This window comes from Embleya sp. NBC_00896 (assembly GCF_045207785.1).
In the GTDB taxonomy this organism is placed as follows: Bacteria; Actinomycetota; Actinomycetes; order Streptomycetales; family Streptomycetaceae; genus Embleya.
Genome location: NZ_CP108777.1, coordinates 700,431 through 725,015 on the forward strand (window position 1 = coordinate 700,431; position 24,585 = coordinate 725,015).

21 protein-coding genes and 3 pseudogenes are annotated in these 24,585 nt (G+C 70.9%); 10 read left to right on the forward strand and 14 right to left on the reverse strand.

What is annotated here, in order from left to right:
- Positions 1-26: 26 nt before the first annotated feature.
- From OG928_RS36390 to OG928_RS36400, 3 genes and pseudogenes are all read right to left on the reverse strand, one after another.
- Positions 27-1,388: a cytochrome P450 gene (locus OG928_RS36390; protein WP_406292085.1), complete on the reverse strand. Its 1,362-nt coding sequence runs from the start codon at positions 1,386-1,388 to the stop codon at positions 27-29.
- A pseudogene (locus OG928_RS36395) lies at positions 1,374-1,757 on the reverse strand (asparagine synthetase B); the annotation flags it as partial. The gene OG928_RS36390 and the pseudogene OG928_RS36395, both read right to left, overlap by 15 nt.
- Positions 1,758-2,191: 434 nt before the next feature.
- The gene (locus OG928_RS36400) at positions 2,192-3,784 is read right to left on the reverse strand and encodes an NAD(P)/FAD-dependent oxidoreductase (RefSeq protein ID WP_331766269.1); all 1,593 of its coding nucleotides are present in this window, start codon (positions 3,782-3,784) and stop codon (positions 2,192-2,194) included.
- A 127-nt stretch (positions 3,785-3,911) separates the two neighbouring features.
- Between OG928_RS36400 and OG928_RS36405 the strand changes: the two genes are divergently transcribed.
- Entirely contained in the window at positions 3,912-4,175 is a 264-nt protein-coding gene (locus OG928_RS36405) for a hypothetical protein (protein ID WP_331766270.1), read from the forward strand.
- On the opposite strand, the gene OG928_RS36410 is transcribed toward OG928_RS36405, so the two are convergent.
- On the reverse strand, positions 4,151-5,326 hold the full coding sequence (locus OG928_RS36410) for a PP2C family protein-serine/threonine phosphatase (RefSeq protein ID WP_331766271.1): 1,176 nt from the start codon (positions 5,324-5,326) through the stop codon (positions 4,151-4,153). The two genes, OG928_RS36405 and OG928_RS36410, sit on opposite strands and share 25 nt — an antisense overlap.
- Positions 5,327-5,427: 101 nt before the next feature.
- On the opposite strand from OG928_RS36410, the pseudogene OG928_RS36415 reads away from it, so the two are divergent.
- Positions 5,428-5,667 (forward strand): annotated as a pseudogene (locus OG928_RS36415) (mobilization protein); the annotation flags it as partial.
- 490 nt (positions 5,668-6,157) lie between these two features.
- On the opposite strand, the gene OG928_RS36420 reads toward OG928_RS36415, so the two are convergent.
- Complete coding sequence (locus OG928_RS36420) at positions 6,158-6,925, reverse strand: hypothetical protein (RefSeq protein WP_331766273.1); 768 nt, start codon at positions 6,923-6,925, stop codon at positions 6,158-6,160.
- A 219-nt stretch (positions 6,926-7,144) separates the two neighbouring features.
- On the opposite strand from OG928_RS36420, the gene OG928_RS36425 reads away from it, so the two are divergent.
- Positions 7,145-7,882, forward strand: coding sequence for a helix-turn-helix domain-containing protein (locus OG928_RS36425; RefSeq protein ID WP_331766274.1), 738 nt, complete (start codon positions 7,145-7,147; stop codon positions 7,880-7,882).
- A 567-nt stretch (positions 7,883-8,449) separates the two neighbouring features.
- Here OG928_RS36425 and OG928_RS36430 read toward each other — a convergent pair.
- From OG928_RS36430 to OG928_RS36445, 4 genes are all read right to left on the reverse strand, one after another.
- Entirely contained in the window at positions 8,450-9,166 is a 717-nt protein-coding gene (locus OG928_RS36430) for a GAP family protein (RefSeq protein ID WP_331766275.1), read from the reverse strand.
- Positions 9,163-9,768, reverse strand: coding sequence for a TetR/AcrR family transcriptional regulator (locus OG928_RS36435; protein WP_331766276.1), 606 nt, complete (start codon positions 9,766-9,768; stop codon positions 9,163-9,165). The genes OG928_RS36430 and OG928_RS36435 overlap by 4 nt, the downstream gene beginning before the upstream one ends.
- A 98-nt stretch (positions 9,769-9,866) precedes the next feature.
- Positions 9,867-10,454, reverse strand: coding sequence for a hypothetical protein (locus tag OG928_RS36440; RefSeq protein ID WP_331766277.1), 588 nt, complete (start codon positions 10,452-10,454; stop codon positions 9,867-9,869).
- A gap of 11 nt (positions 10,455-10,465) precedes the next feature.
- On the reverse strand, positions 10,466-10,846 hold the full coding sequence (locus tag OG928_RS36445; RefSeq protein WP_406291543.1) for a PadR family transcriptional regulator: 381 nt from the start codon (positions 10,844-10,846) through the stop codon (positions 10,466-10,468).
- A gap of 483 nt (positions 10,847-11,329) precedes the next feature.
- Here OG928_RS36445 and OG928_RS36450 point away from each other — a divergent pair, with 483 nt between their 5' ends.
- The 3 genes and pseudogenes from OG928_RS36450 to OG928_RS36460 all read left to right on the forward strand — a co-directional run.
- Positions 11,330-12,187, forward strand: coding sequence for an SDR family NAD(P)-dependent oxidoreductase (locus OG928_RS36450; protein ID WP_331766279.1), 858 nt, complete (start codon positions 11,330-11,332; stop codon positions 12,185-12,187).
- A 207-nt stretch (positions 12,188-12,394) separates the two neighbouring features.
- Positions 12,395-13,354, forward strand: coding sequence for a hypothetical protein (locus tag OG928_RS36455; protein WP_331766280.1), 960 nt, complete (start codon positions 12,395-12,397; stop codon positions 13,352-13,354).
- A gap of 159 nt (positions 13,355-13,513) precedes the next feature.
- A pseudogene (locus OG928_RS36460) lies at positions 13,514-14,905 on the forward strand (APC family permease); the annotation flags it as partial.
- Between the two features lie 367 nt (positions 14,906-15,272).
- Here OG928_RS36460 and OG928_RS36465 read toward each other — a convergent pair.
- Positions 15,273-16,874 (reverse strand): hypothetical protein, encoded by a 1,602-nt coding sequence (locus OG928_RS36465; RefSeq protein ID WP_331766281.1) that lies wholly within the window; start codon positions 16,872-16,874, stop codon positions 15,273-15,275.
- A gap of 483 nt (positions 16,875-17,357) precedes the next feature.
- Here OG928_RS36465 and OG928_RS36470 point away from each other — a divergent pair, with 483 nt between their 5' ends.
- The gene (locus OG928_RS36470) at positions 17,358-17,774 is read left to right on the forward strand and encodes a YbaB/EbfC family nucleoid-associated protein (RefSeq protein WP_331766282.1); all 417 of its coding nucleotides are present in this window, start codon (positions 17,358-17,360) and stop codon (positions 17,772-17,774) included.
- Entirely contained in the window at positions 17,771-17,944 is a 174-nt protein-coding gene (locus tag OG928_RS36475; protein ID WP_331766283.1) for a hypothetical protein, read from the forward strand. The genes OG928_RS36470 and OG928_RS36475 overlap by 4 nt, the downstream gene beginning before the upstream one ends.
- Before the next feature lie 18 nt (positions 17,945-17,962).
- Here the strand turns inward: OG928_RS36475 and OG928_RS36480 are convergent, their stop codons facing one another.
- Together OG928_RS36480 and OG928_RS36485 are read right to left on the reverse strand one after the other, a co-directional pair.
- Positions 17,963-18,658: an MFS transporter gene (locus tag OG928_RS36480; protein ID WP_331768240.1), complete on the reverse strand. Its 696-nt coding sequence runs from the start codon at positions 18,656-18,658 to the stop codon at positions 17,963-17,965.
- Between the two features lie 12 nt (positions 18,659-18,670).
- Positions 18,671-19,306: an MFS transporter gene (locus OG928_RS36485; protein ID WP_406291544.1), complete on the reverse strand. Its 636-nt coding sequence runs from the start codon at positions 19,304-19,306 to the stop codon at positions 18,671-18,673.
- A gap of 146 nt (positions 19,307-19,452) precedes the next feature.
- Between OG928_RS36485 and OG928_RS36490 the strand changes: the two genes are divergently transcribed.
- On the forward strand, positions 19,453-19,791 hold the full coding sequence (locus OG928_RS36490) for a TetR-like C-terminal domain-containing protein (protein ID WP_331768241.1): 339 nt from the start codon (positions 19,453-19,455) through the stop codon (positions 19,789-19,791).
- Positions 19,792-19,832: 41 nt separating this feature from the next.
- Here OG928_RS36490 and OG928_RS36495 read toward each other — a convergent pair whose 3' ends face one another.
- Both OG928_RS36495 and OG928_RS36500 read right to left on the reverse strand, forming a co-directional pair.
- Positions 19,833-21,431, reverse strand: coding sequence for an amidohydrolase family protein (locus OG928_RS36495; protein WP_331766285.1), 1,599 nt, complete (start codon positions 21,429-21,431; stop codon positions 19,833-19,835).
- A gap of 465 nt (positions 21,432-21,896) precedes the next feature.
- On the reverse strand, positions 21,897-22,115 hold the full coding sequence (locus OG928_RS36500; protein ID WP_331766286.1) for a hypothetical protein: 219 nt from the start codon (positions 22,113-22,115) through the stop codon (positions 21,897-21,899).
- A gap of 236 nt (positions 22,116-22,351) precedes the next feature.
- Between OG928_RS36500 and OG928_RS36505 the strand changes: the two genes are divergently transcribed.
- Positions 22,352-24,508, forward strand: a complete 2,157-nt coding sequence (locus OG928_RS36505; RefSeq protein ID WP_331766287.1) for an MMPL family transporter — start codon at positions 22,352-22,354, stop codon at positions 24,506-24,508.
- The last annotated feature ends 77 nt before the right edge of the window (positions 24,509-24,585 follow it).

Sequence of the window (24,585 nt, forward strand, 5' to 3'; positions counted from 1 at the left end):
TGGGTGCGTGCGAGGTGCCGGACGGGTCAGGCGCGTTCGGTGTACGTGACCGGCAGGGCGTCGACGCCGCGGGCGAGGACGGCGGGGATCCACGCGACGTCTTCGGTGGGTACGGCCGGGGCGAGCGCGGGCAGGCGCGCCAGGAGGGTACCGAGGGCGACTTGGAGTTCGACGCGGGCCAGCGTGGCGGCGGGGCAGAAGTGGATGCCGTGGCCGAAGGCGAGGTGCGGGTTGGGGCTGCGGTCGAAGTCGAGGGTGTCGGCGTCGGGGAAGCGTTCGGGGTCGCGGTTGGCCGCGCACAGCGAGACGATCACGGAGTCGCCTGCGGGCACGGTGGTGCCGTGCAGGTCGTCGTCGGTGCCGAGGAAGCGCCACGTGGTGAGCTCGAAGGCGCTGTCGTAGCGCATGAGTTCCTCCACGGCGGCGGGCAGCAGTGCGGGGTCCTCGCGCAGGCGGTCCAGGTGCGCGGGATGGCGCAGGAGGGTCATCAGCGCGGTGGAGATCTGGTTGGTGACCGGTTCCTGTCCGGCCACCAGGAGCTGGAAGATCATCGAATCCAGCTCCTGGTGGGTGAGTTCGCCCGCGGTATGGGCGGCGACGAGCCGGCCGAGCAGGCCGTCGTCGTCCGGGTGTTCGCGCCGGTCGGCGACGACGTCGGCGATGTAGCGCTGGAGGTCGCGCAACCGGGCCTCGTAGGCGGGACGCCCGGGGTCCCTGGGGCCGACGGGCTGGACGACCTTGCACCACTCGCGCCGAAACCGGGCGGCCAACTCCGGAGGCAGGCCGATGACTTCGGCCAGGACGCGGAACGGGAAGCGCGCGGCGAAGCAGGCGACCAGGTCCGCGCCGCCGGTCGCCGGCATGGCGTCGACCAGGGTGTCGGCGATCTCCTGGATGCGCGGTCGCAGCGCGGCGACGCGGCGCGGTGCGAAGGCGTCGGTGATCAGCCGGCGCATGGCGGTGTGCTTGGGCGGGTCCTGGTGGAGCAGGTGGACCTGGAGTTGTGCGTGCTGCGGTTCGGGCATGATCGACGCGAGTTCGCGCCAGTCGTCGTTGCCGAGGTCGTGGTTCTTGCCCAGGCGCGGGTCGTTGAGCGTGGCGTGGGCCGCCTCGTAGCCCGTGACCAGCCAGGCGCCGACGCCGCTGGGGAAGCGCACCCGATGGATGGGGCCGTCGGCGCGGAGCTTGGCGTAGAGGGGGTACGGGTCACGCTTGTACTCGCGCCCGTACAGCTCGACGGGCTCCGGGGTGTTCGCGCTGTGTTCGGCCTGGGTCACGTGCGTGTGCCTTTCAGGTGCGGGATTCGGGGCCGCTCCGGGCGGGGGCCGGCGAGGTCGGGGCCGACTCCGGTGAGGTCCGGGCGGGTCCCAAATCGCGAACGCGTACATGCCTTCCAGGCGGTAGACGCAGTCCTCGCCCCATTCGCGGTAGGCGCGCAGCACCACCTCGGTGTCGCTGCGGGTGCGGAACTCGTGCCCCACGCGCCGGAGTTCGGCACGCAACTCGTGGTGGTTGTACACCTCGCCGCTGTAGCTCAGCACCACCTGGGGGTCGTCGTGCCGATCCGTCATGGGTTGGGCGCCGCCGGCCACGTCGAGCACCGCCAGTCGCCGATGCCCCAGGGCCGCGTGCGCGTCCAGCCACACGCCGCCCGCGTCGGGGCCGCGCCGGGCCAGGGTCGCGGTCATCGCCTCGATGACCGGGCGTCCCGCTCGTGCGTCGTGCCGGAAGGACACCCAGCCGGTGATTCCGCACATCCGTGATCGTTCCTTCGCCTGGTGGATGACACCCGGTCGCGGTGTCCGACCAAGCAGTCGTCCGTTCGAGCGACAAAGTTCCCGACGAATGTTCGGGCCGCGGACGAGTCCACGCGGGGGTGCGTCACACCGAGTTCGCGGCGGCCGACGTCGTCCTTGCCGCCGGCCCCGGGCTCACTTCGCGGTCGCTCCGGAGCGGGCGCGCCCGCGCCATTGGCGAGGGCGCACGCGTGGGTCCGTCGGAAGCGGCGGGAGAACAAGGCGGGTTGGTGAAGCCCCTCGATCGGGCGACGGCCGCGATCGTGCGGTGGCCGTGTTCGGGCGCGGCGAGGTCGGCGCGGGTGCCTTCCAGGCGTCGGCGCCGGCCGCGCCCACCTGCTGCCGAACGGTCCCACCTCGCCACCGTTCGACCACCCGCCACCGCGTGGCGGAGGTCAGTGGTCAGGTGACCGGTGTCCCGCCGCCGTTCGGTCCCGAAGCACCACATGCGCGTCGCCCTGGGCCGGGAGGCGGACGTCGGACCGGCCCGTCGTGTGCCAGGCGTATGCGGCCGGGTCGAAGGTGTGCAGGCGCTTGAGGAGTCGGCGGGTCGACCAGGGCCAGCAGAAGGTGTTCAGGCCCGGCGGGCTGAAGTAGTAGCCCGTCCGGGCGCCCGCCGTGGCGTACACGGTGGTGCGCAGGGCCTCCTGTACCGCCGCGTTGTGGGCGCGTTGGACCTCGGGCAGCACGTCCAGGGCGGTGTGTCCGCCGTGGCGCAGCCGGGTGAGGGCGCCGACGATGTAGCGCAGTTGCGCTTCCAGGACGGTGGGGACGGCGCTGGTACCGCTGAGCACGTTCGGCCCCAGGAGCAGGAAGAGGTTGGGGTAGCCGCCGACGCTGGTGCCCAGGTAGGCGCGTCGACCGTGCTGCCAGGTCTGGTGCAGCGTTTCGCCGTGAGCGCCGTGCAGGTTCCGGGCGATGGCGAGATCGCCGATGTGGTAGCCGCTGGCGAGGATGATGGTGTCGGCCCGCGCGCGAGTGCCGTCGGCGCCGATCACGTCGTCACCGCGCACCTCGGTCACGGCGGTGGGGTGCAGCCGGACGTTGGGGCGGGTCAGGGCGCGATAGTAGGCGTCCGAGGTCAGCAGGCGGCGGCCGCCCAGCCGGTAGTCGGGTGTGACCGCCTCGCGCAGCACCGGGTCGGTGATCGAGCCGCGCATGTGCCGGCGGGCTGCCGCCTCCAGCGGAGGCAGTATCCAGGGGTGGCGGAGGGCGAGGCCGATGGCCTCCTGCGTCCAGTGCTGCACGCCGCGCAACACCCCGTGGGCCAGGGGGCGGTGCAGGAACCGCCGCACGGCGGGAGGGAGCGCGTGGTCGGGTTTGGGCAGCACCCAGGGGGCAGTGCGCTGGAAAACCTCGACGCGGGCCGCTCGCGACTGGATCTCGGGCAGGAACTGTACGGTCGAGGCCCCGGTCCCGATCACGGCCACCCGGCGCCAGGTCAGGTCGACCGCTCGGTTCCAGCGGGCGGAGTGGAACACGGTTCCGGGGAAGTCGGCGAGACCGGCGATGTCCGGGTAGCGGGGCGTGTGCCAGGGGCCGGTGGCCACGACGAGGGACCGGGCGACGTAGGCGCCCGCGCTCGTGTCCAGCCGCCATCGGTGCGCGTGCGCGTCCCACCGGCCGCTCAGCACCTCCACGCCGTAGCGGATCACCTCGTCCAACCCGTGGGCGGCGGCGGTGGATTCGAGGTACTCCAGGATCTCCTGCCGGCCGGCGAAGCTCCTGCTCCAGTCGTGCGGTGCGAAGGAGTACTCGTACAGCATGGACGGCACGTCGCAACCGCAGCCGGGGTACACGCTGTCGCGCCAGGTTCCGCCGAGCCGCTCGGACTTCTCCAGGACCACGACGTCGCCCAGGCCGGCCTTCCGCAACGTGATCGCGGCGCCCACTCCGGACAGACCGGCCCCGATGACCAGGACCTCCACCTCGCGCCGGCCGTCGTGATGCTCGTCGCGTCCGTGGTGTTCGTTGCGCTCGTGGTCCACGCGTGCGTCTCCTCGATGTTCGGGGGCGCCGCGACACAGCCGAGCGACAGCTTGTCCATCACTTAATGCATACCACACGTAGCGTAACGTAATCGTAGCGTCGGAACTCACAGTGTTGGCGGGGCGGTTGAAGAAGGAAACGGACCTTTCGGAGCCGTTCAGGCGGCTGTTCGCGCCGCGCCGGGTCGTCGAGCCGGCCCTGCGCGGGCCGCTGACCCGGGTCCTGGCCCAGGCGATGCTGGGCGTCGTGGTCCGGGTCGGCCGGGAGGACCTGCCCATCTGGAACCACAAGCGCTACGAACCGCGCCCCCGACTGACCCGGGGCGACGAGGCGATCACGCACTACCGGCGCTGGGCCCGCCAGTTCTACCCACCCGACCGGCCGGACTGAGCCCGACCGACCCGACCGACCCGACCGTCATCCGTGCCGTCATCGCGCCCGTCGGCGTCGCGGCGCCGCAGCACCAGGACGGCGACGTCGTCGTCGCGCGGGCCCGCGCCGAAGTCGGCGAGGTCGGCGCGGAGTCCGTCCAGGAGGACGCGGGGCGGGTCGTCGGCCCACCGGGTCGCCCGGTCCCCCAACGGATAGAACTCGCCCGCCTCGTCCCGCGTTTCGGTGACGCCGTCGGTGTAGAGCACGATGCGGTCGCCGGGCCCGAACGCGATGGTGTCCACGTGCGGATCGCCCTCGACCAGGAGCGTCAGGTTCACCGGAAGCAAGGGTGCCGTGGGCTCCACGACGCGTACCCCTCCCCGGGACAGCAGCAGGGGCGGAGGGTGGCCGCGGTTGAGGAGACGGGCGACCTGCCCGCCGTCGGGGATCTCCACCAGCACGGCGGTGGCGAAGCGTTCGGCGGCGTCCGACGCGAAGGGCTGATCGCTGTAGCGGGCCATGCTCAATTCGAGCCGACCGGCGAGCGCGGGCAGGTCGGGGACCTCGTGCGCGAACTCCCGGAAGGCACCGAGGAGAACCGCCGCGACCTCGACGGCCGGAAGTCCCTTGCCCTGGACGTCGCCGAGGATCACCCGAACGCCGAACGGGGTGCGGATGGCGTCGTAGAAGTCCCCGCCGATCCGCGCCTGGGCGGCGGCGGCGAGGTACAGCCCCCGGAGATCCACGTCGCCCAGTCGGGTCGGAAGCGGGCGCAGCACCATCCGCTGCGCGGTCTCGGCCACGGCGCGCACGTCGGACAGGTCGCGCTCGTGCCCCTGCCGCACATGGCTCACGTACGCGGCGGCCGCCGTCGCGATCGCGATCACGATCATCGCGGACGCCGTCGGCGCCTGGATCGCCGGCCCCCGCTCGAACCCGAGCAGGAACTCGACCAGGCAGGACAGCAGTCCGATCCCGATCGTGCCCCGCACACTCCACGTCGCGGCGGCCAGTGCCGGGGCGACCGGCAGGAGCCGGTCGAAGTGCGCGTCCTTGGGGGTGACCACATCGATGAAGGCGGTCGCGGCGATGAACAGGAAGGGCCCCCATCGGGCAAGCCCCACCTGCGGACGCGCGCGCGTGGCTTCCTGCTGCCCGGACGTGAGCATGCGAGCACAGTACATTCGCCCCGCTTCGTGACGGTGTGCGACGCGGCCGCCATGCCGCCGAGCCCCCTGGACGGCCCAGCACGCGGCGTCCGAGGCTCATCCTCGTCGTCACGTTCGTCCGCCAGGACGGCAAACGACCGAATCACCACAACGACGCCTTCAAGGCCCAAGCCGAGTGTCGCCGCATCGAGAAGGACTTCGGCCTGCCCGTGCTCGACCCCGGTGACGGTACCGCCGCCCGCCGACCCACCGGAGCCGAGCGATACAAGGCCGAGCGGCGAGGCCAGGAAGCCACCTCACGCGAACTCCTGCGCGAAGCCGTCCGCCGCGCCGTCGCGGGCGAGAGCCCGACCGCGTAATCGGGCTTCGCCGACCGTGTTGGCCTGACTCGAAGACTGTGTGACAGCGGCCACAAGGATCTCCCCATGTACGGGGTCTACGGACGAGCCCGTCGAGCCGCTTCAAGATCGCCTCCGGGCCGTCCGCCATGCCTCATTCGACCGCGCGGTTGAGCACCGTGGCCGGGGTGTCCCAGCCGTACAGCAATACCGGTCCCAAGCAGCGGTTGGTGTTCACCGACCGGCTCCCGGTCACGCTGGTGTACCTGCGCCACCAGCTGCCGCATGCTGTGCCGGCGCTCCCAAGGTCGTAAGCCACTCCGCGCCCGGAACAACGAGAACACAACGATCAAGCTCGGAACCAAACGGCTTCTTGGCCCAAGTCGGCCACGACGTCGCAGACGGTTACGTCGTCCGCCACCCAGCCCACTTCACAGTGGCACGGCGTTGGCTCAACCGAACATCCTCCGGCGCGCACTACGAAGCCATGAGCTCAGACGATCGTGCGAACCTTCATCTCGATGGAACTCGGCTCCTCGATGATGTTGACGATTTCCATGGCCATCAGACGGCCCTTGTCGGACAGGGCACAGATCGTGTTCCCCTTGACGACGCCCAATTCCGCCGCTCCGAAACCGATGATGGCTTCTTCCAGACCGCCGCCGTTGGCCGCGTCAAGGCATGTTGCCTTCGTAGCCTTGGTGCCCTTCGGGAGTACCCCAGCGCGAGCACCGGGGCGCGTCAGCAATGAGGTGGGTGAGCAATCCTCCCAGATCATGTCCACGCCTTCTTCCGGTCCCGGGTCCACGGCTACGTCGTTGGTATCGAACCGCCGGGTCAGAGGTGTCTTGTCGAAGTCGATCTCCGTTCGGATGGAGCAGCCTGGCACCAACAACTTCATCGTCATCGGCTCACCCGGGTAAGGCTTCGCGGGGCCGTCAGGACTTTCGGACGGTGACGTCGGCAGGCTCCGGGATGACGGCTCGATCACCGGCCTGACAGGTGTCGCCGAGGAGGTGATTGCAGTGGGCGGCTTCGCGTCCCCCTCATTCTTCTTCTCATCTCCGGTGAACGCCACACCCAGACCCCAGACCAGTACAGCGCTCAGTCCGGTGATGACCGCGCCGATGACGGTGGCGCGGGCAGCGATGCGGGCGCCGGCGTGCGGGTCGGCCGGTGCGGGTGTCCCCGGGGTCGTCGGCGGGGTGGCCGGGGGGCCGCCAGGCGTGCCGGAGCCGTGTCCGCTCGTATCCGTCGTCATCACAACTCCGTTCGTCTGGCGGAAAACTCCGCCCACCTGCATTACCGGTCATGACATGAGGCCGACGCCGAGTTGTTCCTGCGCCGGCCAAGGGCGGTGCGCGACACCCGTCAACCGAGTGAAGAGTATTAACCACATAGCATGGCATCACCGCAACGCAAGCGTCACCAACTATGCGGTACCGGTGCTGAGTTGCCCGGTTCGAAGTCATGAGAGGTGATGATGCGAACCTTCCCTCAGGAAGACGACGGTCGGCCCGCGTCACGTCGCGAGCGCTTGCGTGTGGAGTTGGAACGCGAGGTGCTCGCGACGGCGCGCAGAACCATCGCCTCACAAGGAGTGGAGGCCCTCAGCTTGTCGGCGGTGGCCCGGGACGTTGGAGTCACTCCACCGGCGCTGTATCGCTACTTCGAAGGGAAAGCGGGCCTCACGTTCGCCGTCTACGAAGTGGTCACGCGTGACCTCGTGGCGACCGTCTCGGCGGCGGCGGGCGAGGTGGACGCAGAGGATCTCGGTGGCCGGCTCTACGCGGCCACCCGTGCGGTGCTCGAGTGGTCGGTCTCGAACCCTGGTGAGTTCGATCTCCTCATGGGCGCCGGCTCCGCGAGACTGGTCGCCTCCGGTTATCACGTCGACCAAGTGCTGATCCGGGAGTTGGGCGGTCTATTCGGGCAAACCTTCATGCAGTTGTGGCACCGGGGAATCCTGCCATGTTCGTCGGAAGCAGAACTGGAACCGCGGCTCCGATCGCAGGTGGCTGCCTACGGCCGCTTGATGCAGCACGACTATCCGGATGGTGTCGCCATGGTGATGATCACGTGCTGGCGGCAGATCTACGGATTGCTCTGCATGGCCGTCTATGGGCACTTGGCCTCGTCATTCGACGATTACCTTCCCTTGTTCGAGCACATGATGACGGACCTTCTCAATCTTTGTGGCACTCCGCGCGAGTCGTGAGGACGCGCGGTGACAGCCAACTTCGGCGCAATGCCGGTGTTGCACGTGTTTTTTGACCCCGTAACTCGGCACCCGGATCGACGTGCGCGCCCTCTCCGTGGGCGGCGGACCCTCGTTGGTGCGCGGCCTCTACGTCGCCCGCTCCCCCCGCACGAGGACGACGTGATCCGCGCCCACCTCATGGACAGCCGCTCCGCCGCCCAAGGCCCCGACGTCGACTTCGCGCGCAATGCCATGGTGACCATCGCGATGGGCGCCCCCTGCGCCGAGCCCAGGTCTGCGCGGCTGTACGCGGACGGAACGCGCTCGCCCTCGATCTCGACCTCGGCAAGGCGCACGACGAGTGCTTCGACGAGTACCCCCTCCTGGCCCGCTTCGAGGTCCCGCGCGACGCGCTGCCCGCCCGACCGACCTTTCGGGGCGGCCTGGTGCGCGAGCTCGGGGCCGGGATACCGGTCGCCCGCCACGTTCAGCTTGACCGGCACGTCGCGGGCTGCCCGCAGACCCGCGCACTGCCGGCCGTCTACGACGTCTCGCGGCAGTGGGTCTCCGACCGCCGAGCGTGGGTCACGAGCGGTCGACGAGCAACGAGACGATCGCGTTGAGCACCATGCCGATGCCGATTCCGCCGACGGTCCAGCCCAGTGCCCTCGCGCTGTTGCGGGTCACCCAGTCGTTGATCCGGCACAGTAGTGGTTCGGCCTTGTCATGCGCGGCGATTCGGGCGATGGCCAGCACGATGGCCGGGACCGTCATCACGACGCAGTAGCCGGCCAGGGCCGCGCCGGTGAGGTGCGGGGCCAGGTCGGCGTCGGCGATCAGGCCGACCGCGGCCAGGTAGGGCAGCATCGTGGCGACCTCCAGGGCCGCGGCCACCAGGGCCAGGCTCATGAGTCCGCCGAAGCTGCCGCTGCCCGACATCGCCCGGGCCCGCCAACGCCGCATCCTGCCCGGCGTATCGCCCTGGCGTCGGGCCCGGGCCTCCAGTCGATAGCTCAAGGCGATGACGAGGATCCCGAGGACGAGCTGCCCGACCCGCAGGGGAATCGAGGGGATGTCCGCGAGCACCCGGCGGGCGGCGTCCAGCGCGGTGTCGGCGCCCAGGACCAGCACCACCCCGACGCAGAAGTAGAAAGCCGCCACGGTGACGAGGTAGCCGGCGATCCGGCCTGGGTGGAGCCGGCCGGGCGTCAGCATCAGCCAGATCGGAACGAGCAGGGTGCCGAAGCTGGGGCTGTCCACCAGCGCGAGCCCCGCCAGCGTCGACGCGAGCGTGATCGTCATCCGACCGGCCCTATGCCGAACAGCCGGTCGACGTAGGTCTCCAGCGCGGTCCGCATGCTCGTGGCGTCGAAACCCGTACCGGTGGCCGCGTGGTGCAGGCACAGCCCGTCCATGAACGCCACCAGGGCCGCCGCCTCCGCCGCGACATCGAGCTCGCCCGCCAGCTCCCCGGCGCGTTGGCCGGCCTGGAGCGCCTCACCGACGCCGTCGACCATCCGCGCCGTCGCGGCCCGATGGGTCGCGGCCATCTCCGGGTCGGTGAGCGATGCCTGGATGAAGGCGAGCCAGACCTTGAGTTCCTGCCGTCGTTCGGGGTCCAGAGGCAGGAAGGTCTCCATCAGTCGCACCACGATTGTCCGGACGGGGGGCGTGATCGGCACCTGCCGCACGCGTTCCTCGGCTCGCTGATAGACGTACTCGACGCCGAATCTCAGCAGTTCGTCCTTGGAGCGGAAGTAGCGCTGCACCAGCCCCACCGACACTCCGGCGGTCCGGGCCACGTCCGCGAGCGTGGCCCGCCCCAGGCCTCGCTCGGCGACCGTACTCACCAGCGCCACGGCGATCTGGGTCCGACGTGCGTCGGCGTCTTCGTGTTGCGTCATGAAAGAATATTACCAGCATATTTTTTCTGCTTTCACAGGCGTGGGCAGCGCGTCCCAGTAGGCCGCTGCCCTCCAGTGCCCTTCTGCCGGCTGGGCCGTCAGCTCTGCGCGCCCGCCGAGGCGCCGTGCCTGCCCCGCTTCTCCCACGCCGACCAAACGAGTGTCGGCAGCAGGGCGCCTACCGACGCCCACAGCGGCACTTGGAACAGGGTGCCCTCGACCAGCATCCCGATCGCGATCGCCGGCGGGATCACGAAGGCGGCGCACAGTAGTTGGAAGCGCCAGAAGCCCAGTGCGCCCCGCCGTGATTCGGCCGTCCACAACAGGATGAGGATCAGGCCCGTCAGCGCGAGGTGCCCCGCAGTGACCGGCACCTCGGTGGACCGCAGTACCAGGTGCCGGAACAGCAGGATCAGGCCCGCGAACGCGCCCATGTTGGTCGCCATCCGGGTCCACCGCTCGGGGCGTGACGCGCGGGCGCGCGCCCAGTCCATGGCGAAGGCGGCGGGGTCCGTGCCCACGACGGCCTCGACGCTGCGGCCGCGGGCCACCGCCTCGCGCAGGTGCTCGCGCAGTTCCGCCTCCATGTCCGCGCGGGCGCGGGTGGAGATCCCGTACAGGTCCCAGTTGGCCCTGCATATGCTCATCGCCCGCTCGAGGGTGAGCGTCGCCTCTTCCGTGGCCATGAAGTGAGTCCTCATTCCTGGTGGGAACGGCGCGCGGCCGGGTTCGGTCGGGTGTCGTTCAGGACGAGGTGCACCGCGTCGGCGAAGCCCGTCCAGGCGGTCCGGCCCTCGTCCAGGGCCGCGGCCCCGGTGGGGGTGATCCGGTAGTACTTGCGAGCGGGGCCCGCGGCGGAAGGGACGTGGTAGGTCTCGACCAGGCCGGATTTCGCGAGGCGGGTCAGCACCGGATAGATGCTGCCCTCGCTGACCAGGCTGAGCCCCCGCTCGGTCAACGACTCGACGAACTCGTAGCCGTACCGGGGCCGTTCCGCGATGAGCGCGAGCAGGCACACATCGAGCACCCCCCTCAACAACTGGGTGCGGCGGGCATCGGAGCCACCATCCGCTGTCATGCGTCACAAGATAGCGACACCTATCTTGCGTCGCAAGATAGGTGCCGCCGTGTCGCGGACGCGGTGCCGCGATCGGTGTCAAAGTCTCGTGAGGGAGCAGCGTTCACCCTTGCCTCCGACGCGGTATCGGCGATCTGATCGTGGTGTGAGTGAAGCCGCGGCATCCACGATCGGCGCGTGCCACGAGCGAGGGTGTCTCGACGTGGACGCGTGGCAACGATCGTGCGTGCCCGCGCTCTCGAGCCGGGTCGGTCTGCGCCACGAGGACGAGCCCCCTTGTCCGGGGCACAGTCTCCGGAACGTCTGACCCGACACACGCGCCGGTCTCCCCGGGACGGCGAGGCCCGCCGTGTCACACCCCGCGGCGAGGCGAAGCGACTGCACGGGCACAGCCCCGGCGCGGCCCGTCGACGCGCCCACCAACCCGATTCACCCCTGCGGTCGAGGCGACATGCCCGACCGCCACACACCCTTGGACGAACCATGCCCACCTTCACCCCAACCGCCGCAATCCCGGCCTCGTCACCGAAACTCGCCGGACCCCGGACGGTCCTGGTCACCGGCGCGTCCTCCGGCATCGGCTACCAGACCGCCCGCCTGCTCGCGATCGCCGGCATGTCGGTGATCGTGCACGCGCGCAACGGCGATCGGGCCGAACAGGCCGTGCGGCAGCTCACGCGAGACGGCGCCGACCCCTCGCGCCTGACCACGGTGGTCGCCGACTTCACCCACCTCGACGACGTCGCCGACATGGCCCACGAGGTGATCACCAGGCACCCGCGGCTCGACCTGCTGGTCAACAACGCGGCCGTCGTGGGGCCTCCGGGCCGGATGCTGACCGACGAGGGCAACGAACTGTCCTTCCAGGTCAACTTCCTCGCGCACTTCCTGTTGACCCGGATGCTCGAACCGGCGTTCGCCGCGGCCTCGGCGCCGCGCGTGGTCAACGTGTCGTCGGCGCTGCACCGCACCGGCAGCATCAACTGGACGGACCCCACCCGCTCGCGCGGCTATTCACGGGTAGCCGCGTACGCGCAGTCCAAGCTCGCGCTCACGATCTTCGCGCGCGCGTTCGCGGAGTACGGCCGCAGCGCGGCCACATCGGTGAGCGTGCACCCGGGGGTGATTTCCACCCGGCTACTGCCCTACTACGGCACCGTCGGCCGGCCCGCGTCCGAGGGCGCCGCGGCCGTTACGCACCTGTGCTCGGCCGCCACCGAGATCGAACCCGGGGCCTACTACGACCGCCTCGCCGCCACCGAACCGGGCCCCAAGGTCGGCGAGAGCCGCACGATGGGACGCCTGTGGAAGCTCGGCGCCCACCTGACCGGACAGGCGTGAACGCCCACGAACGCGACGCCAACCCGGTTGGCCGTCCCGGCGGTTGAACCTCCACCGCGGTGTGGCGGGCGGTTCGCCGGCCCGCCACACCGCGCGGCGCCAACGCTGCGTCAGTGCACCATCAAGACGCCGTGAAGACCCCTCCCGGGCGCTCCACCCCGATCTAGCTTCCTCACCAGAGGCATTCGCGGATCGAAGGGAACGACCATGAGGATCTCCGGCATCGGCATCCGAGCCGTGGGCAGCTCGACCCCGCGCCGAGGATCGCAGCCGCGACCCACCCTTTCCGCCCCCGTCGGGACCACCCTGGCCTCGTCCGAGGCCGCCATGCGCGACGCCCTGGACCGAGCGGCCATGACCGCCGTCGACCTCACGGGATCACACCTGTTCGTCGGTGCCGCGTGGTCCGACTCCGAGGGCGAACCCGCCGCGTTGTTCGGACGCCGAGCCTTGAACCACGTCGGCGTGGACCGCGCCCACGCCCACGCCCCCGCTCCGGGCGCAGCCGACGCCCTTCCCCTCCTGGGCGCCCTGGCCCGCGCACTCCGCGAGGATCGCACGGCCCACCACGGGCTTCTGCTCGTGCCCGAACCCTGGTACCCGCCCATGGCGGACCGAGGCCGCCCGCGCCTCGCGGGTACCGCCGCCGCGGTGCTGGCCGAACGCGACTGGCCGCACAACCGGCTGAAGTCGATCGTGACCCACGCTCCAGGCCCCTTCACGCCTGCCCGCGCCCGCATCCCAAAGCCTCGACGACCGGCCCCCGAAGCCCCGCCCCCGCAGTTCTTCGCGACCGCGCTCATGGAACGGCCCTCCTGGCTGATGTCGCATCCCGGGCACCATCGCGACACCGAGGACCGACCCCCGGCGAGCGTGTGCGCACTCGTCTGCAAGGCGTTGCGGGCGGCGCGCACGCCGTGGGAAACGATCGACCACGTCGTACTGCACACGTCGGACCATGACATGAACCGGCGGTTTCGCCGACACTTCCACCTGCGCCGCGATCAGATCACCGACCTGGGCGCCGCATCCCACCACCTCGGCTCCGCCGGACTGGTGATCGGCCTCAAGGACGTCCTGGAGCGCGCCCCCGAGTCGGGCACGCGCGTGCTCCTGGCCTCGTTCGGCATCGACGGAAACCGGTCGGCAGGCGTTCTGGAGGTCTAGTGCCCGTCACGGCACCAGCCGTGTAGCCCGGCAGGAACGCGTACACGCGGGTCCCGGCGGCGCCAAGATCACGTCAGGGGCGGATCCCGAGGGTCGCTGCGGGCGGACGCTGGACTCGTTCGACCCAGTCAGCCGGAGGTACCCGTGAACGTGTCCCTGATGTCCCGCCGATCCCGCGAGAATCGCGAGGTCGGCTCCGAGCCCGGGGACGGCGACCGGCATCGGCTCACGGTCGTCGGGGGGCTGGCAGCACTCTCGCTCGACGCGATGGCGTCGGTCGCGTACGGCCCCGAGGCGATCGTCCTGGTCCTGGCCCTCGCGGGCGGCGCCGGGCTCGGCTTCACGCTTCCCGTCACCCTGGTCATCGCGGGCCTGCTGCTGGTCCTGACGATGTCCTACCGCCACGTGATAGCCGCGTTCCCCGAGGGCGGCGGCGCCTATGGCGTCTCCAAAAAGCACCTCGGCCGCCGTGCGTCCCTGGTCGCCGCCGCCTCCCTGGTCGTCGACTACGTCCTCAACGTCGCGGTCTCGGTCGCGGCCGGCGTGGCCGCACTGACCTCGGCCGTGCCGGAGCTGCACCCGTACACGATCTGGCTGTGCCTGGGCGTCCTCGCGCTGATCACCGCGGTGAACCTCGGCGGCATCGCCTACAGCGCGAAGATGTTCATCGTCCCCACTGTCGTGTACGTACTGGCCATCCTCACCGTCGTGGTGGTCGGACTCGTGCGCACCGGCCCCGCCGCCGCACCGCTCGCGCCGCCCGTCGACAGCGGCGCGCTGCACACGGTGGGCATCCTGCTGCTGCTCAAGGCCTTCGCGAACGGCTGTGCGGCGCTGACCGGCGTCGAGGCCATCGCCAACGCCGTCCCGTCCTTCAAGGCTCCTCGCGCCCGCCGCGCCCAACGCGCCGAGATCGCCCTGGGCGTGCTGCTCGGCGTCATGCTCATCGGCATCGCCGGGCTCATCCAGAAGTACTCGGTGAAACCGGCCGACGGCGTCACCGTCCTGGCCCAGGTCACCAACGCCTCGCTCGGCCACGGCGTCGCCTTCTACGTCGTCCAGTTCGCGACCGTGCTCCTGCTCGCGCTCGCGGCGAACACCTCCTTCGGCGGGATGCCGGTCCTGGCCGACCTCCTCGCCAAGGACGACTTCCTCCCGCACGTCTTCGGCGTCCACAACCGCCGCCACGTGTACCGGGCCAGTGTCGCGCTGCTCGGCGTGACCTCGGCGATCCTGCTGATCGCCTCCGGCGGCGACATGAACGTCCTGGTGCCGTTGTTCGCCATCGGCGTCTTCGTCGGCTTCACGCTCTCCCAGGTCGGCATGGTCAAGCACTGGTGGCTGCTACGACCGGGCGGCTGGCGCGGCAAGCTCGCCCTCAACGCCTTCGGTGCGCTGCTCACCGCGATGGCCGCCATCGTGGTCACGGCCGCCAAGTTCACCGAGGGCGCCTGGCTGATCGCGCTGGTCATCCCGTGCCTGGTCTTCGTGTTCGGCTACACCCACCGGGTGTACGCCCGCATCGCCAAACCCCTCGCGACCGGCGGCGTGTAGGCAGCCGGGTCACGGCCCATCGAGAAGCCGCGCGGATCAGGGCACCGTCAGAATCCTCCCAACCCCCTCGAAAGGCTGCCACCCATGTCCACCACCACCCACGCACCCGAGCCCGTACGCTCCGTACGCCCGGATGCGCCGGGGGACGACGATCGGCGGGTGGCAGCCGGGGCGTTCGATGCGGCACAACTGATCGGCGCGCTGCCCGACGCGCTGCGCAAACTGGATCCGCGCCGGATGATCCGTACCCGGCGCCATCGCCTCGCTCCAGGCCCGACTGGTCGCGGTGACCCTCGCCGACCAGGTCGGCACGGCCTTCGAGCAAGCCACGCGCTGAGCCCGCCGCGTTCCTGCCCGGCCCGGGTCAGTGCGGCGCGGGAATCGCACCGCTTCCGACCGCCGCAGGTGGTCCGGGCGGAGGGAGTGCGGGTCGCGGAGGCCGCGCGACGATCGCGCCGTGACGCGGGGTTTTCGGCGCACCCGCCCCACCGGCAGGACCGGAGTCGGCGGATCGGCCGTCTCGGCGGAACAGCCGACGTGTGGACTGCTCGCCCGTGCGGTACTCCGCCAACCGGGGCCGGACACCCGCCCACACCAACACGGCCACGACCAGGGCCAGGACCCCGGCTGCCGGGCCCCGGCCGGCCAGGCCGTCGAGGCCCGCGTCCGTCGCGGAGTCCATGTGCGTGCGGTTGATCAGCGTCACCGCGTCCAGCGCCTCGATGAAATGGTGGAACGACCAGTTGGAGTCGTTCTCTCCATAGCCGGTGGTGAAGTCGATGGCGCCTCGGATGTCACCGCGCGCGACCATCGCCCGCATCTGCCGGTCGTAGAGCTGGTATCGGGCGTACCAGCGCAGTGCCTCCTCGGCCGCGGCCCGCTCGCCGGCAAAGGTGATGTTGCGGAACTCCCGGCCGAACTGCCCACCGAAGGGCGGCTCCGCGCCCTTCGCGAAGCCCGGAAGACCGGTGACGCTCACACGCAGCGCCTCGGCGTATCGATCGAGGTCCACGCCGTCGAAGGTGGCCAGTTGCTGCGACTTCGCCGCGAAGGCCCGTTCCGCGTCGGCCGCGCGCGCCCGGTCGGCCAGGAAGCGGCTCTCGTCGCCGTTGGCGTCCTTCGCGATCGCCGTCGCGCGGGTGAGCGCGAGGACCGAGTCGAACGCGTCCTTCTTCGCCACGCGCAAGTTCTCCGCCGCCGACAGCGTCGTACCGGTCCCCGCGCACACCAGCACCGCCACAACGGCCGTCGCCGTCAGCATCCAGGGGTTGAACACCCTGCGGGTCCGGCGGGCCACGAACATCTGCCCGCCCACCAGGACGACCACCAGCGCCACCCCGGGCAGGAGGGACCACAGACCCAGGCCCCGCGCGTCGCCGTAGGTGTCCGTGTAAGTCACCTCGACGGCCTGGGCGTTGCCCGCCGACAGCCGATCGGCCTCGGGCAACAGCGTGCCCCGCATGAGGTCGCTCGCCTGGCGCAGCAGCGCGAGCGCGGGCGAGACGTCGGTGAGGGCGCGCCCGTCCGACTGGTGATCCAACAGGGTCACCTGGCCCGCCAGGTTGTCGTACCGGCCGACCTGCTCGATGAGGTCGGCGAGGGCGCGCCGCGCGTCGTCGCCGTCGATGCCGGCTCCGGTCTCCTCGATGGCTTGGCCGAGTGCCTTGCGATTCGCCGCGAAGCTCGCCAGTGCCTGCTCCCGGCTGAAGCCCAGCCCCGGCTCGTCACCCACCAGCACCGTGTTCGCCAACTCGGCGTCCATCCCGGCAAGCGCCCCGTGCAACGCGTTCGCGGACACCACCTGAGGCCCTGCCGTACGCCCCACCACGCGCAGCCCGTCGTCCGCGGCGGAGATCGCCGAGAGCAACACGCCGACGTAGGCGACGAGCAGCACGACCACGCCCGCCACGAGCAGCCGAAGCGACTGCGGCGTGGACAGGCGAGCCCCGCGCCGAGACGGACGCACCGTCCCGCCCGGCGCATCGGACCTCGATCGCCGACCGACCACCGACCGCCACATGCTCGATCTCGGACCCGAACCACCGCTGTTCGCAACGCTGTTCCCCCGCATGCCCTCGACGCTAGGTATGCCGACGACCGGCGACGGGCGCCCCTACGCCTCGCATACGCGTTGACCCCCAACCCGTACGCGCCCTTGACGCCAACCCGGTGTTCGGCCGCTCGACGGCCGGCCACGACCGCCTCGACCGCATCCGGCGTCAGAGGCGTGTAGGCAAAGGCGGCTCGCGCGTCAGAGCGCCGTGAAGGCCATTCGCCGGCCCGCCGGCGGGACGTAGGTTCGAGCGCATGGCACGACCCCGGGACTCGCCCGCACCGCGCACCTCAACGGCGTGGTCGGGGACGGGATGGACGGATTCGGACGTCTGGGGTACCGACCCGGACGCGCCACCACCGGTCGTCGGACGGAAGTAGAAGGGTGAACCAGAACATGACTCCTCGACCCACGGCGCGAACGCTGTTGACTTCGGTGGACGACCGGTTGCGCGAGGCCGCGACGGAGTTGGCCGAGATGCGGCTCCAAGCGGCCCGAATCCAGGCCCAGTTGCGAGCCCTGCGGCACACCACGACCACGAGGGACCGCGGTGTGGCGATCACCCTGGACGCCCGGGGCGCGATCGTCGAGCTGCGCTTCCCGATCGCGCGCTATCGGGACATGGCGCCCGCCGAACTGGCCGCGACGCTCATGCGGGCGTACGAGCAGGCCCGCTCGGAGGTGACCGTGCGGACGGACGCGATCGTGCGACCCGTCCAGGCGCACAGTGAACGCATCCGGCAGGAATTGGACCCCGAAGGCGCGTTCGCCCGACTGCTCGCCGAGACCGATCCCGTGGACCCGTCCGAATGAGCGAGCCGAAGGAGACCCCACGCCCGGAGCCGACCCGGCAATCCGAGGCATCCATGGAGACACCGGTGGACCCGAAGTCCCCGCAGGAGCCCGCACCCACGAGCGACCCCGAGCCTCAGCCCCAGGGCGAAGCCGATCTCCTCGCGGATCTGCCCGTCGCGGTGCCGTGATGCGCTCCGCGCCGAGCATCAGGGCCGCCGCCGGAACACTGCCAGGGAGGCGACGAACGCGACCGCCGCGCATGCCGCCGCCGCAGCGAACGCCGTTGCGATGCCGTGGGTCAACAGGTGCTCGGGGGATTCACCCGGCGACGGGTCGCGGGTCGCGGCGCCGAACACCGTGACCCAGACCGCGAGTCCGAGCGTGCCGCCGATCCACTGCATGGTCTGCACGAGGCCGGAGGCGGCGCCGGACTCTCGGGGGTCGATGCCCGACATGCCATAGGTGTTCATCGTCGGCATCGACACACCGATGCCGGCCCCGATCAGCAGGAGCGGCCCGAGCACGCCGGCGGCGTACGCGTCGTGTCGACCGAGCCGACCGAGCCACGCCAAGCCCACGGCCACCAGCGCCACGCCGACCGCCGAGGGCCACGCGGAGCCGAACCGGCGTACCAGCGACGGGGACAGGCGCGCGACGGTGAACTGCGTGGCCATCAAGGGAAGGAAGGCGAGCCCCGCCTCGACCGGGCTGAAGCCGCGCACTTCCTGAAAGTACTGCGCCAACAGGAAGAGCACGCTGAACATCGCGGCGGCCACCAGCGTAACCGCGGGCAGCACCCGGGCGAGGGTGCCGCGCGTGGCCAGGCGCAGCGGGGTGAGAGGTTCGGCGGTGCGATTCTCGATGAGGACGAACGCGGCCGACAGCAGGGCGGCGGCGGCCAGCGAGCCGACGGTCTACGCGTCACGCCATCCGTCCGAGGCCGCGCGGATGAACGCGTACACCAACGAACCCATACCGGCCGTCGCGGTCAGCGCGCCCGCCACGTCGAACCGTTGCGGCCGGTCCGCCTGGACGCGCGCGGGCTCGGTGATCAGCCGCGACGCGAGCACGATCAGCAGCGCGCCGAGGGGCACGTTGACCAGGAACACCCAGCGCCACGAGGTGAGATCGGTGAGGACGCCACCGAGCACCAGCCCGACGGACGCGCCGCCACCGAGGACGGCGGAGTACCAGGAGATGGCCCGCGCGCGAGCCTGACCCTCGAACGTACTGACGATCAGCGCCATCGTGCTCGGTCCGGCGAGCGCGCCGCCCAGGCCCTGCAGGACGCGCGCCGCGATCAGCCACCACGCCCAGGGCGCACACCCGGCGAGCAGGGAGGCGAGCGTGAACAGCGCCGCGCCGGCGACGAACGTGCGTTTGCGTCCGAACACGTCGCCGAGCCGTCCGGCGAGGAGCAGGAAGCCGCCGAAGGTCAGCGTGTACGCGTTGAGCACCCACGACGCGGACGTACGCGACATGTCGAGCGCGTCGCCCATCCGGGGCAGCGCGAGGTTGACCACCGTGACGTCGATGCCGATCAGCAGCATGCATCCGGTGATGACGGCCAGCACGAGCCCGGGGCGCGGCGCGGGCTGCGCCGGTCTACCGCCGCTGGCCCGACAAGCAGGCCCTTCTCCTCGACGCCCTCCGGGACCGGCTGCCCGCCGCCGACGACGTCGAGATCGTCGGCGACCTGCGCAGCGACCTGCTCTCGGTCCTGCGTTTCATGTTCAGCGCCTGCGCGGTGACCGCCGACACCGCACTCCAACTGGCCAAGCAGGAGAGCGACCACGCCCACGAGCTGATCCGCGAACGCATTTCCGTTCCGGCCCGACGCATGATGCTCGAAGTCCTCCAGGCCGGGGAAGCCCGCGGCGAGGTCCGACCGGGGGCCGCGACTCCGTTGATCGCCCGCGTCGGCATCGCCGTCCTCATCTACCAGAACCTCACGGCCCGGGACGGCCTGGACGACGTGTTCGTCGAACAGGTCGTCGACGAGGTGGTCCTACCTCTCGTCCGCGTTCCCGGCTGACGCCCCTGCCGTACCGGCGGCCGTCCCGTAGCCGATCGTCGTCAGCCGCGGCGCAGGGCGCGTCCGGCGAGCGCGCCGGTGGGAACATGGTCGCGCAGGGCCGGGGTGCCGTTGACGACGACGTGGCGCATGCCGGTCGCGTACTGGTGCGGCTGCTCGTAGGTGGCGTGGTCGATGATGGTGGCCGGGTCGAAGACGGCGATGTCGGCGTACGCACCGGGCGCCAGCCGGCCGCGATCGGTCAGCCGGAGGGTGCCGGCCGGCAGGGAGGTCATGCGGCGTACGGCGTCCTCGAGGGTGAGGATGCCCTCCTCGCGGACGTAGCGGCCCAGGATGCGGGCGAAGGTGCCGTACGAGCGCGGGTGGACCGGGATGTCGGTGAACGGCGGTTCGGCGGGGACGGATTCGGAGTCCGAGCCGATCGACACCCACGGGCGACGCAATGCCTTGCGGACGTTGTCCTCGTGGCTGATGAAGTACGCGGCCATGAGGTCGGGTTTGGCCGCGACCAGGTCCATGAGCAGGTCGAGCGGGTCCTCGGTGCCGTGGTCGGCGGCTGCTCGGGAGAGGGTGAGCCCGGCGGTGGCCGAACCCGGCAGGGCGTTGTCCAGGAGGAGGACCTGGTCCGGGCCGCCCGCGATGACGAGCAGGTTCTCCCACTCGTCCTGTGGCGCGCGGATGGCCGCCTTGATCTCCTCGCGCGCGGCCTTGTCGCGCAGCCGCTCGACGAGGCGATCGTTGCCGCCGACGTGGAACGGCGGCGGGATGGCGGCCGCGAGGAAGGTCGAACCCGCCTCGTACGGATAGATGTTCGCGGTCGCCGGCAGCCCGGTGTCCCGGGCTTGGTCGATGAGGTCGATGGCCGCCTGTAGCTTGGGCCGGTTGCCCCGGCCGACGGCCTTGAGGTGGTAGACCTCCACCCGGGCGGACGCCTCCCGCCCGATCCGCAGGATCTCCTCGATGCCTTCGAGGAGACGATCCCCCTCGCTGCGGATGTGCGCGATGTACAGCGCGTCGTGCCGGGCCACCACACGGGAGAGCGCGATCAGTTCCTCGGTCGAGGAGTAGCTCTCCGGGGGATAGATGAGCGCCGAACCCAGGCCGAGCGCTCCGTCGGCGAGCTCCTCGTCGAGCAGCGCGCGGGCCGCGTCCAGTTCGGCCGCGGTCAGCGGCCGGTTGTCGTACCCGGCGCCGAGCATGCGCATGTTGTGCGAGCCGACGAAGCTGGCGACGTTCTGTCCGACGCCGGTGCCGGACAGGTGGTCCAGGAATTGCCCGAGCCGCGGGAAACCGTGTCGCGTCCCGTCCGGCTGCACGTCCAAGGACACGGTCTCGAGCCCGCGGCCGGCAACCGGCCCCATCGAGAAGCCCTCGCCGAAGATCTCGGTGGTGACGCCCTGGTAGAGGTCGGACAGTCCGCGCGGGTCCTGTTGCAGCGAGATGTAGGCGTGACTCAGGATGTTCACGAATCCGGGCGCGACCGCGCATCCGGTCGCGTCCAGGACCAGCGCGTTCTCGTTGTCCGGAATCGACCCGATGCCCAGGATCCGATCGCCGTCGACCGCCACGTCGGCCCGAATGCCGGGGGCGCCGGTACCGTCGTAGACGGTCCCGCCTCGGATGATCAGCGTGCTGGGCATGGTCTTCTCCCTGATCGGCGTCGGAATGCGGTCGAGAGCCGGTGCGGCAGGCCCTGCTTGAGCAGACGGATTCCGGCGGGGATCAGGTCAACCCCTGGCGACCCCACTCCCGTCCGGGCCCCGGCGACCCACCGCGAAGTCTCATCGTGGTCCGAAGCGGCGACGAAGTATCGGTCGTACTCGACAACATCCACGCCACCCGTTCGTCCGCGACGACAAGCGGGCGGGTGATCTCGCACGCCGCCGACGCGTGCCTTCGGCACGTCTCGGTCAGCACCTGTCGGGCAGGTCCCGGATCGTTTGCAGCACGGCATCAGGACGGCATCGGAACGGCATCGGGACGTCACCAGGCGATGGTGGCGAACGGGCCCGAGGCGGACGCCCGGACACCGAGACTCGACCTCGGGTTCGAACCGGGCCCGGGTCGTTTACCTCGCGCCGCCCGGAGCAGCGCGGACGCCCGGGTCACCCATCCTCGGCCGCGGGCCATTCGTCGCCGCCCTCCCAGGCCACCTGGTCGCGGTCGGTGAGGTCGAGGCCGAGGTGGGCCGCGAGGGCGTCCAGTTCGCGGCGGCTGTGCAATTGTCGGTAGGTGCCGTCGACGAGCATCACCAGCCGGTACGACTCACCCGGGCGATACGCCTCGACCACGAGGTCGAAGCGGCCGTGCGCCTTGTCGCTCATGACTCCCACGGTCGCGCACCCGGGATCGATCGGCCACCCGCCCGGCGCCCGGTCCACCACGCCGGGGACGGCCCCCGCCCTTGCCAACCCTCCCTCAAGGCCGCCGGATCGGGCCCGATCCTCGAACGGACGCCCGGGCCCGTCTCAGCGGACGCGCGATCCGGTCCCCGATGCCATCCTGAGGGGAATGCCTCGGGGGCACCACGTCACGTTGCGAGCGGTGGAGGTGTCCGGCGATGGGCGGAGCGGGGCGAGCCGCACGACTGGTCTGCGGCCGGCGCGCCAAGTGGATCATTCTCGTGCTGTGGATCGTGGTACTGGTCGCGGCGGCGCCCGCGGCGAGCAAGCTGGCGGACGCGCAGAAGAACGACGCCTCCGCCTGGTTGCCGGGCGACGCCGAGTCGACCAAGGTCGTCGACGAGTCGGAGGAGTTCCTGCCGCAAAACGTCACGGCCGTCGTGGTGTTCGCGCGCGAGTCGGGTCTGACCCCGGCCGACAACGAGACGATCGCCGCCGACGCCGCGCAAATGCGCGCGCTGACCTCGCACGGGATCGTCGGCGCCCAGGTACAGGGCCCCATCCCCGACCGGCCGGTCGACCCGCGCGCCGCCCTGATCATGGTGCCGATCACCTACGGCGACAACGGCTGGAACACCATCAGCAAGGCCGTGGACGAGATCCGCGCGATCCTGGACAGCAACCCCGACACCGGCCTGGCATCACACATCACCGGACCCGGCGGGGTCGCCGCCGACAGCAGCGACGCGTTCGAGGGCATCGACGGAACCCTGCTGTTCGCCGCCCTCGCCGTGGTCGTGGTGATCCTGCTGTTCACCTACCGCAGTCCGACGCTGCTCCTGGTCCCGGTCATCTGCGTGGTCGGCGCTCTCTTCGCCGCCCAGGCGGTGATCTACCTGCTTGCTCGACACGCGTCCCTGGTGGTCAACGCGCAGAGTGCGGGCATCCTGACCGTCCTGGTGTTCGGTGCCGGTACCGACTACGCGCTCCTGCTCGTCGCCCGCTACCGGGAGGAACTGCGCCGCCACGAGGACCGGCACGAGGCGATGGCGCTCGCCCTGCACCGAGCCGGACCCGCGGTGATCGCCAGTGCCTCGACCGTGATCATCAGCATGCTCTGCCTGCTCGCCGCCGAGATGAACTCCACCAGCGGCCTCGGGCCGGTCGCCGCGATCGGCGTGGCGGTGGCCCTGCTCGCGATGCTGACGCTCTTCCCGGCGATGCTGCTCATCACCGGACGGTGGATCTTCTGGCCCGCCATCCCGCATCTGGGCTCGCCCGAGCCGACCGAGAACGGCTTGTGGGCCCGCATGGGGCAGCGCATCGCCCGCCGGCCTCGTGCCGTGTGGATCACCACCGCCGCGATCCTGGCCGCCTTCTCCTTCGGTCTGATCGCGCTGAACGCCGAGGGCCTGACCACCGCCGAGAGCTTCACCGACAAGCCCGACTCGGTGGTCGGCCAGGAGGTCCAGGCCCGCTACTTCCCGGCGGGTACCGGACAACCGCTCCAGGTGATCGCCGACACTGCGTCGCTGGACGCGGTCCGCACGTCGTTGGCGGCCGTGCCCGGAGTGGTGCCCGCCAGCATCGGCGTGCCGCCGGGGGCAGCCGCGGAAATCGACGGGCGGTCGTATCTGGAGGCGACCCTGACCGACGCCGCCGACAGCACCGCCGCCCAGGACACGGTCGACGCCACCCGCGCCGCGGTCCACGCGGTGCCGGAGGCCGACGCTCTCGTGGGCGGCGGCACGGCGGCCCAACTCGACACCAACCGCGCGTCGGTCCGAGACCAGAAACTGCTGATCCCAGTCATCCTCGTGGTCGTGCTGATCGTGCTGGCACTGCTCCTGCGGGCCCTGGTCGCACCGGTGATCCTGATCGCCACGGTGGTGCTGTCCTTCACCGCGGCACTCGGCATCAGCGCGCTGGTGTTCCGCCACGTGTTCGACTTCCCAGCCGAGGACACCTCGTTCCCGCTGCTCGTGTTCGTCTTCCTGGTCGCCCTGGGCATCGACTACAACATCTTCCTGACCACCCGGGTACGCGAGGAGACCATCCGCAGCGACACCCGGACCGGTGCCCTGACCGGCCTCGCCGCGACCGGCGGCGTGATCACCTCGGCGGGTCTGGTCCTCGCCGGCACCTTCGCGGCCCTGGCCACCCTGCCGATCGTCGGCTTCGCCGAGATCGGCTTCGCGGTGGCGCTGGGTGTCCTGCTCGACACCCTGGTGGTCCGTTCGGTCGTCGTCACCGCCCTCATCCTCGATCTCCTACATCGCATGTGGTGGCCGAGCGCACTGTGGCGACGGGACGCGGGGGCCACCGGCCCACCACCCGCCCAGGAGGCGGCCGGCGGCCCCCCAAACGGGTCGTGACCTGCGCCGATCCGGCGCCGCGGGTGGCCGGTCGCAGACCTTCGCCGAAGGCGTGCCGGCCGGAGTTACAGTGGAAT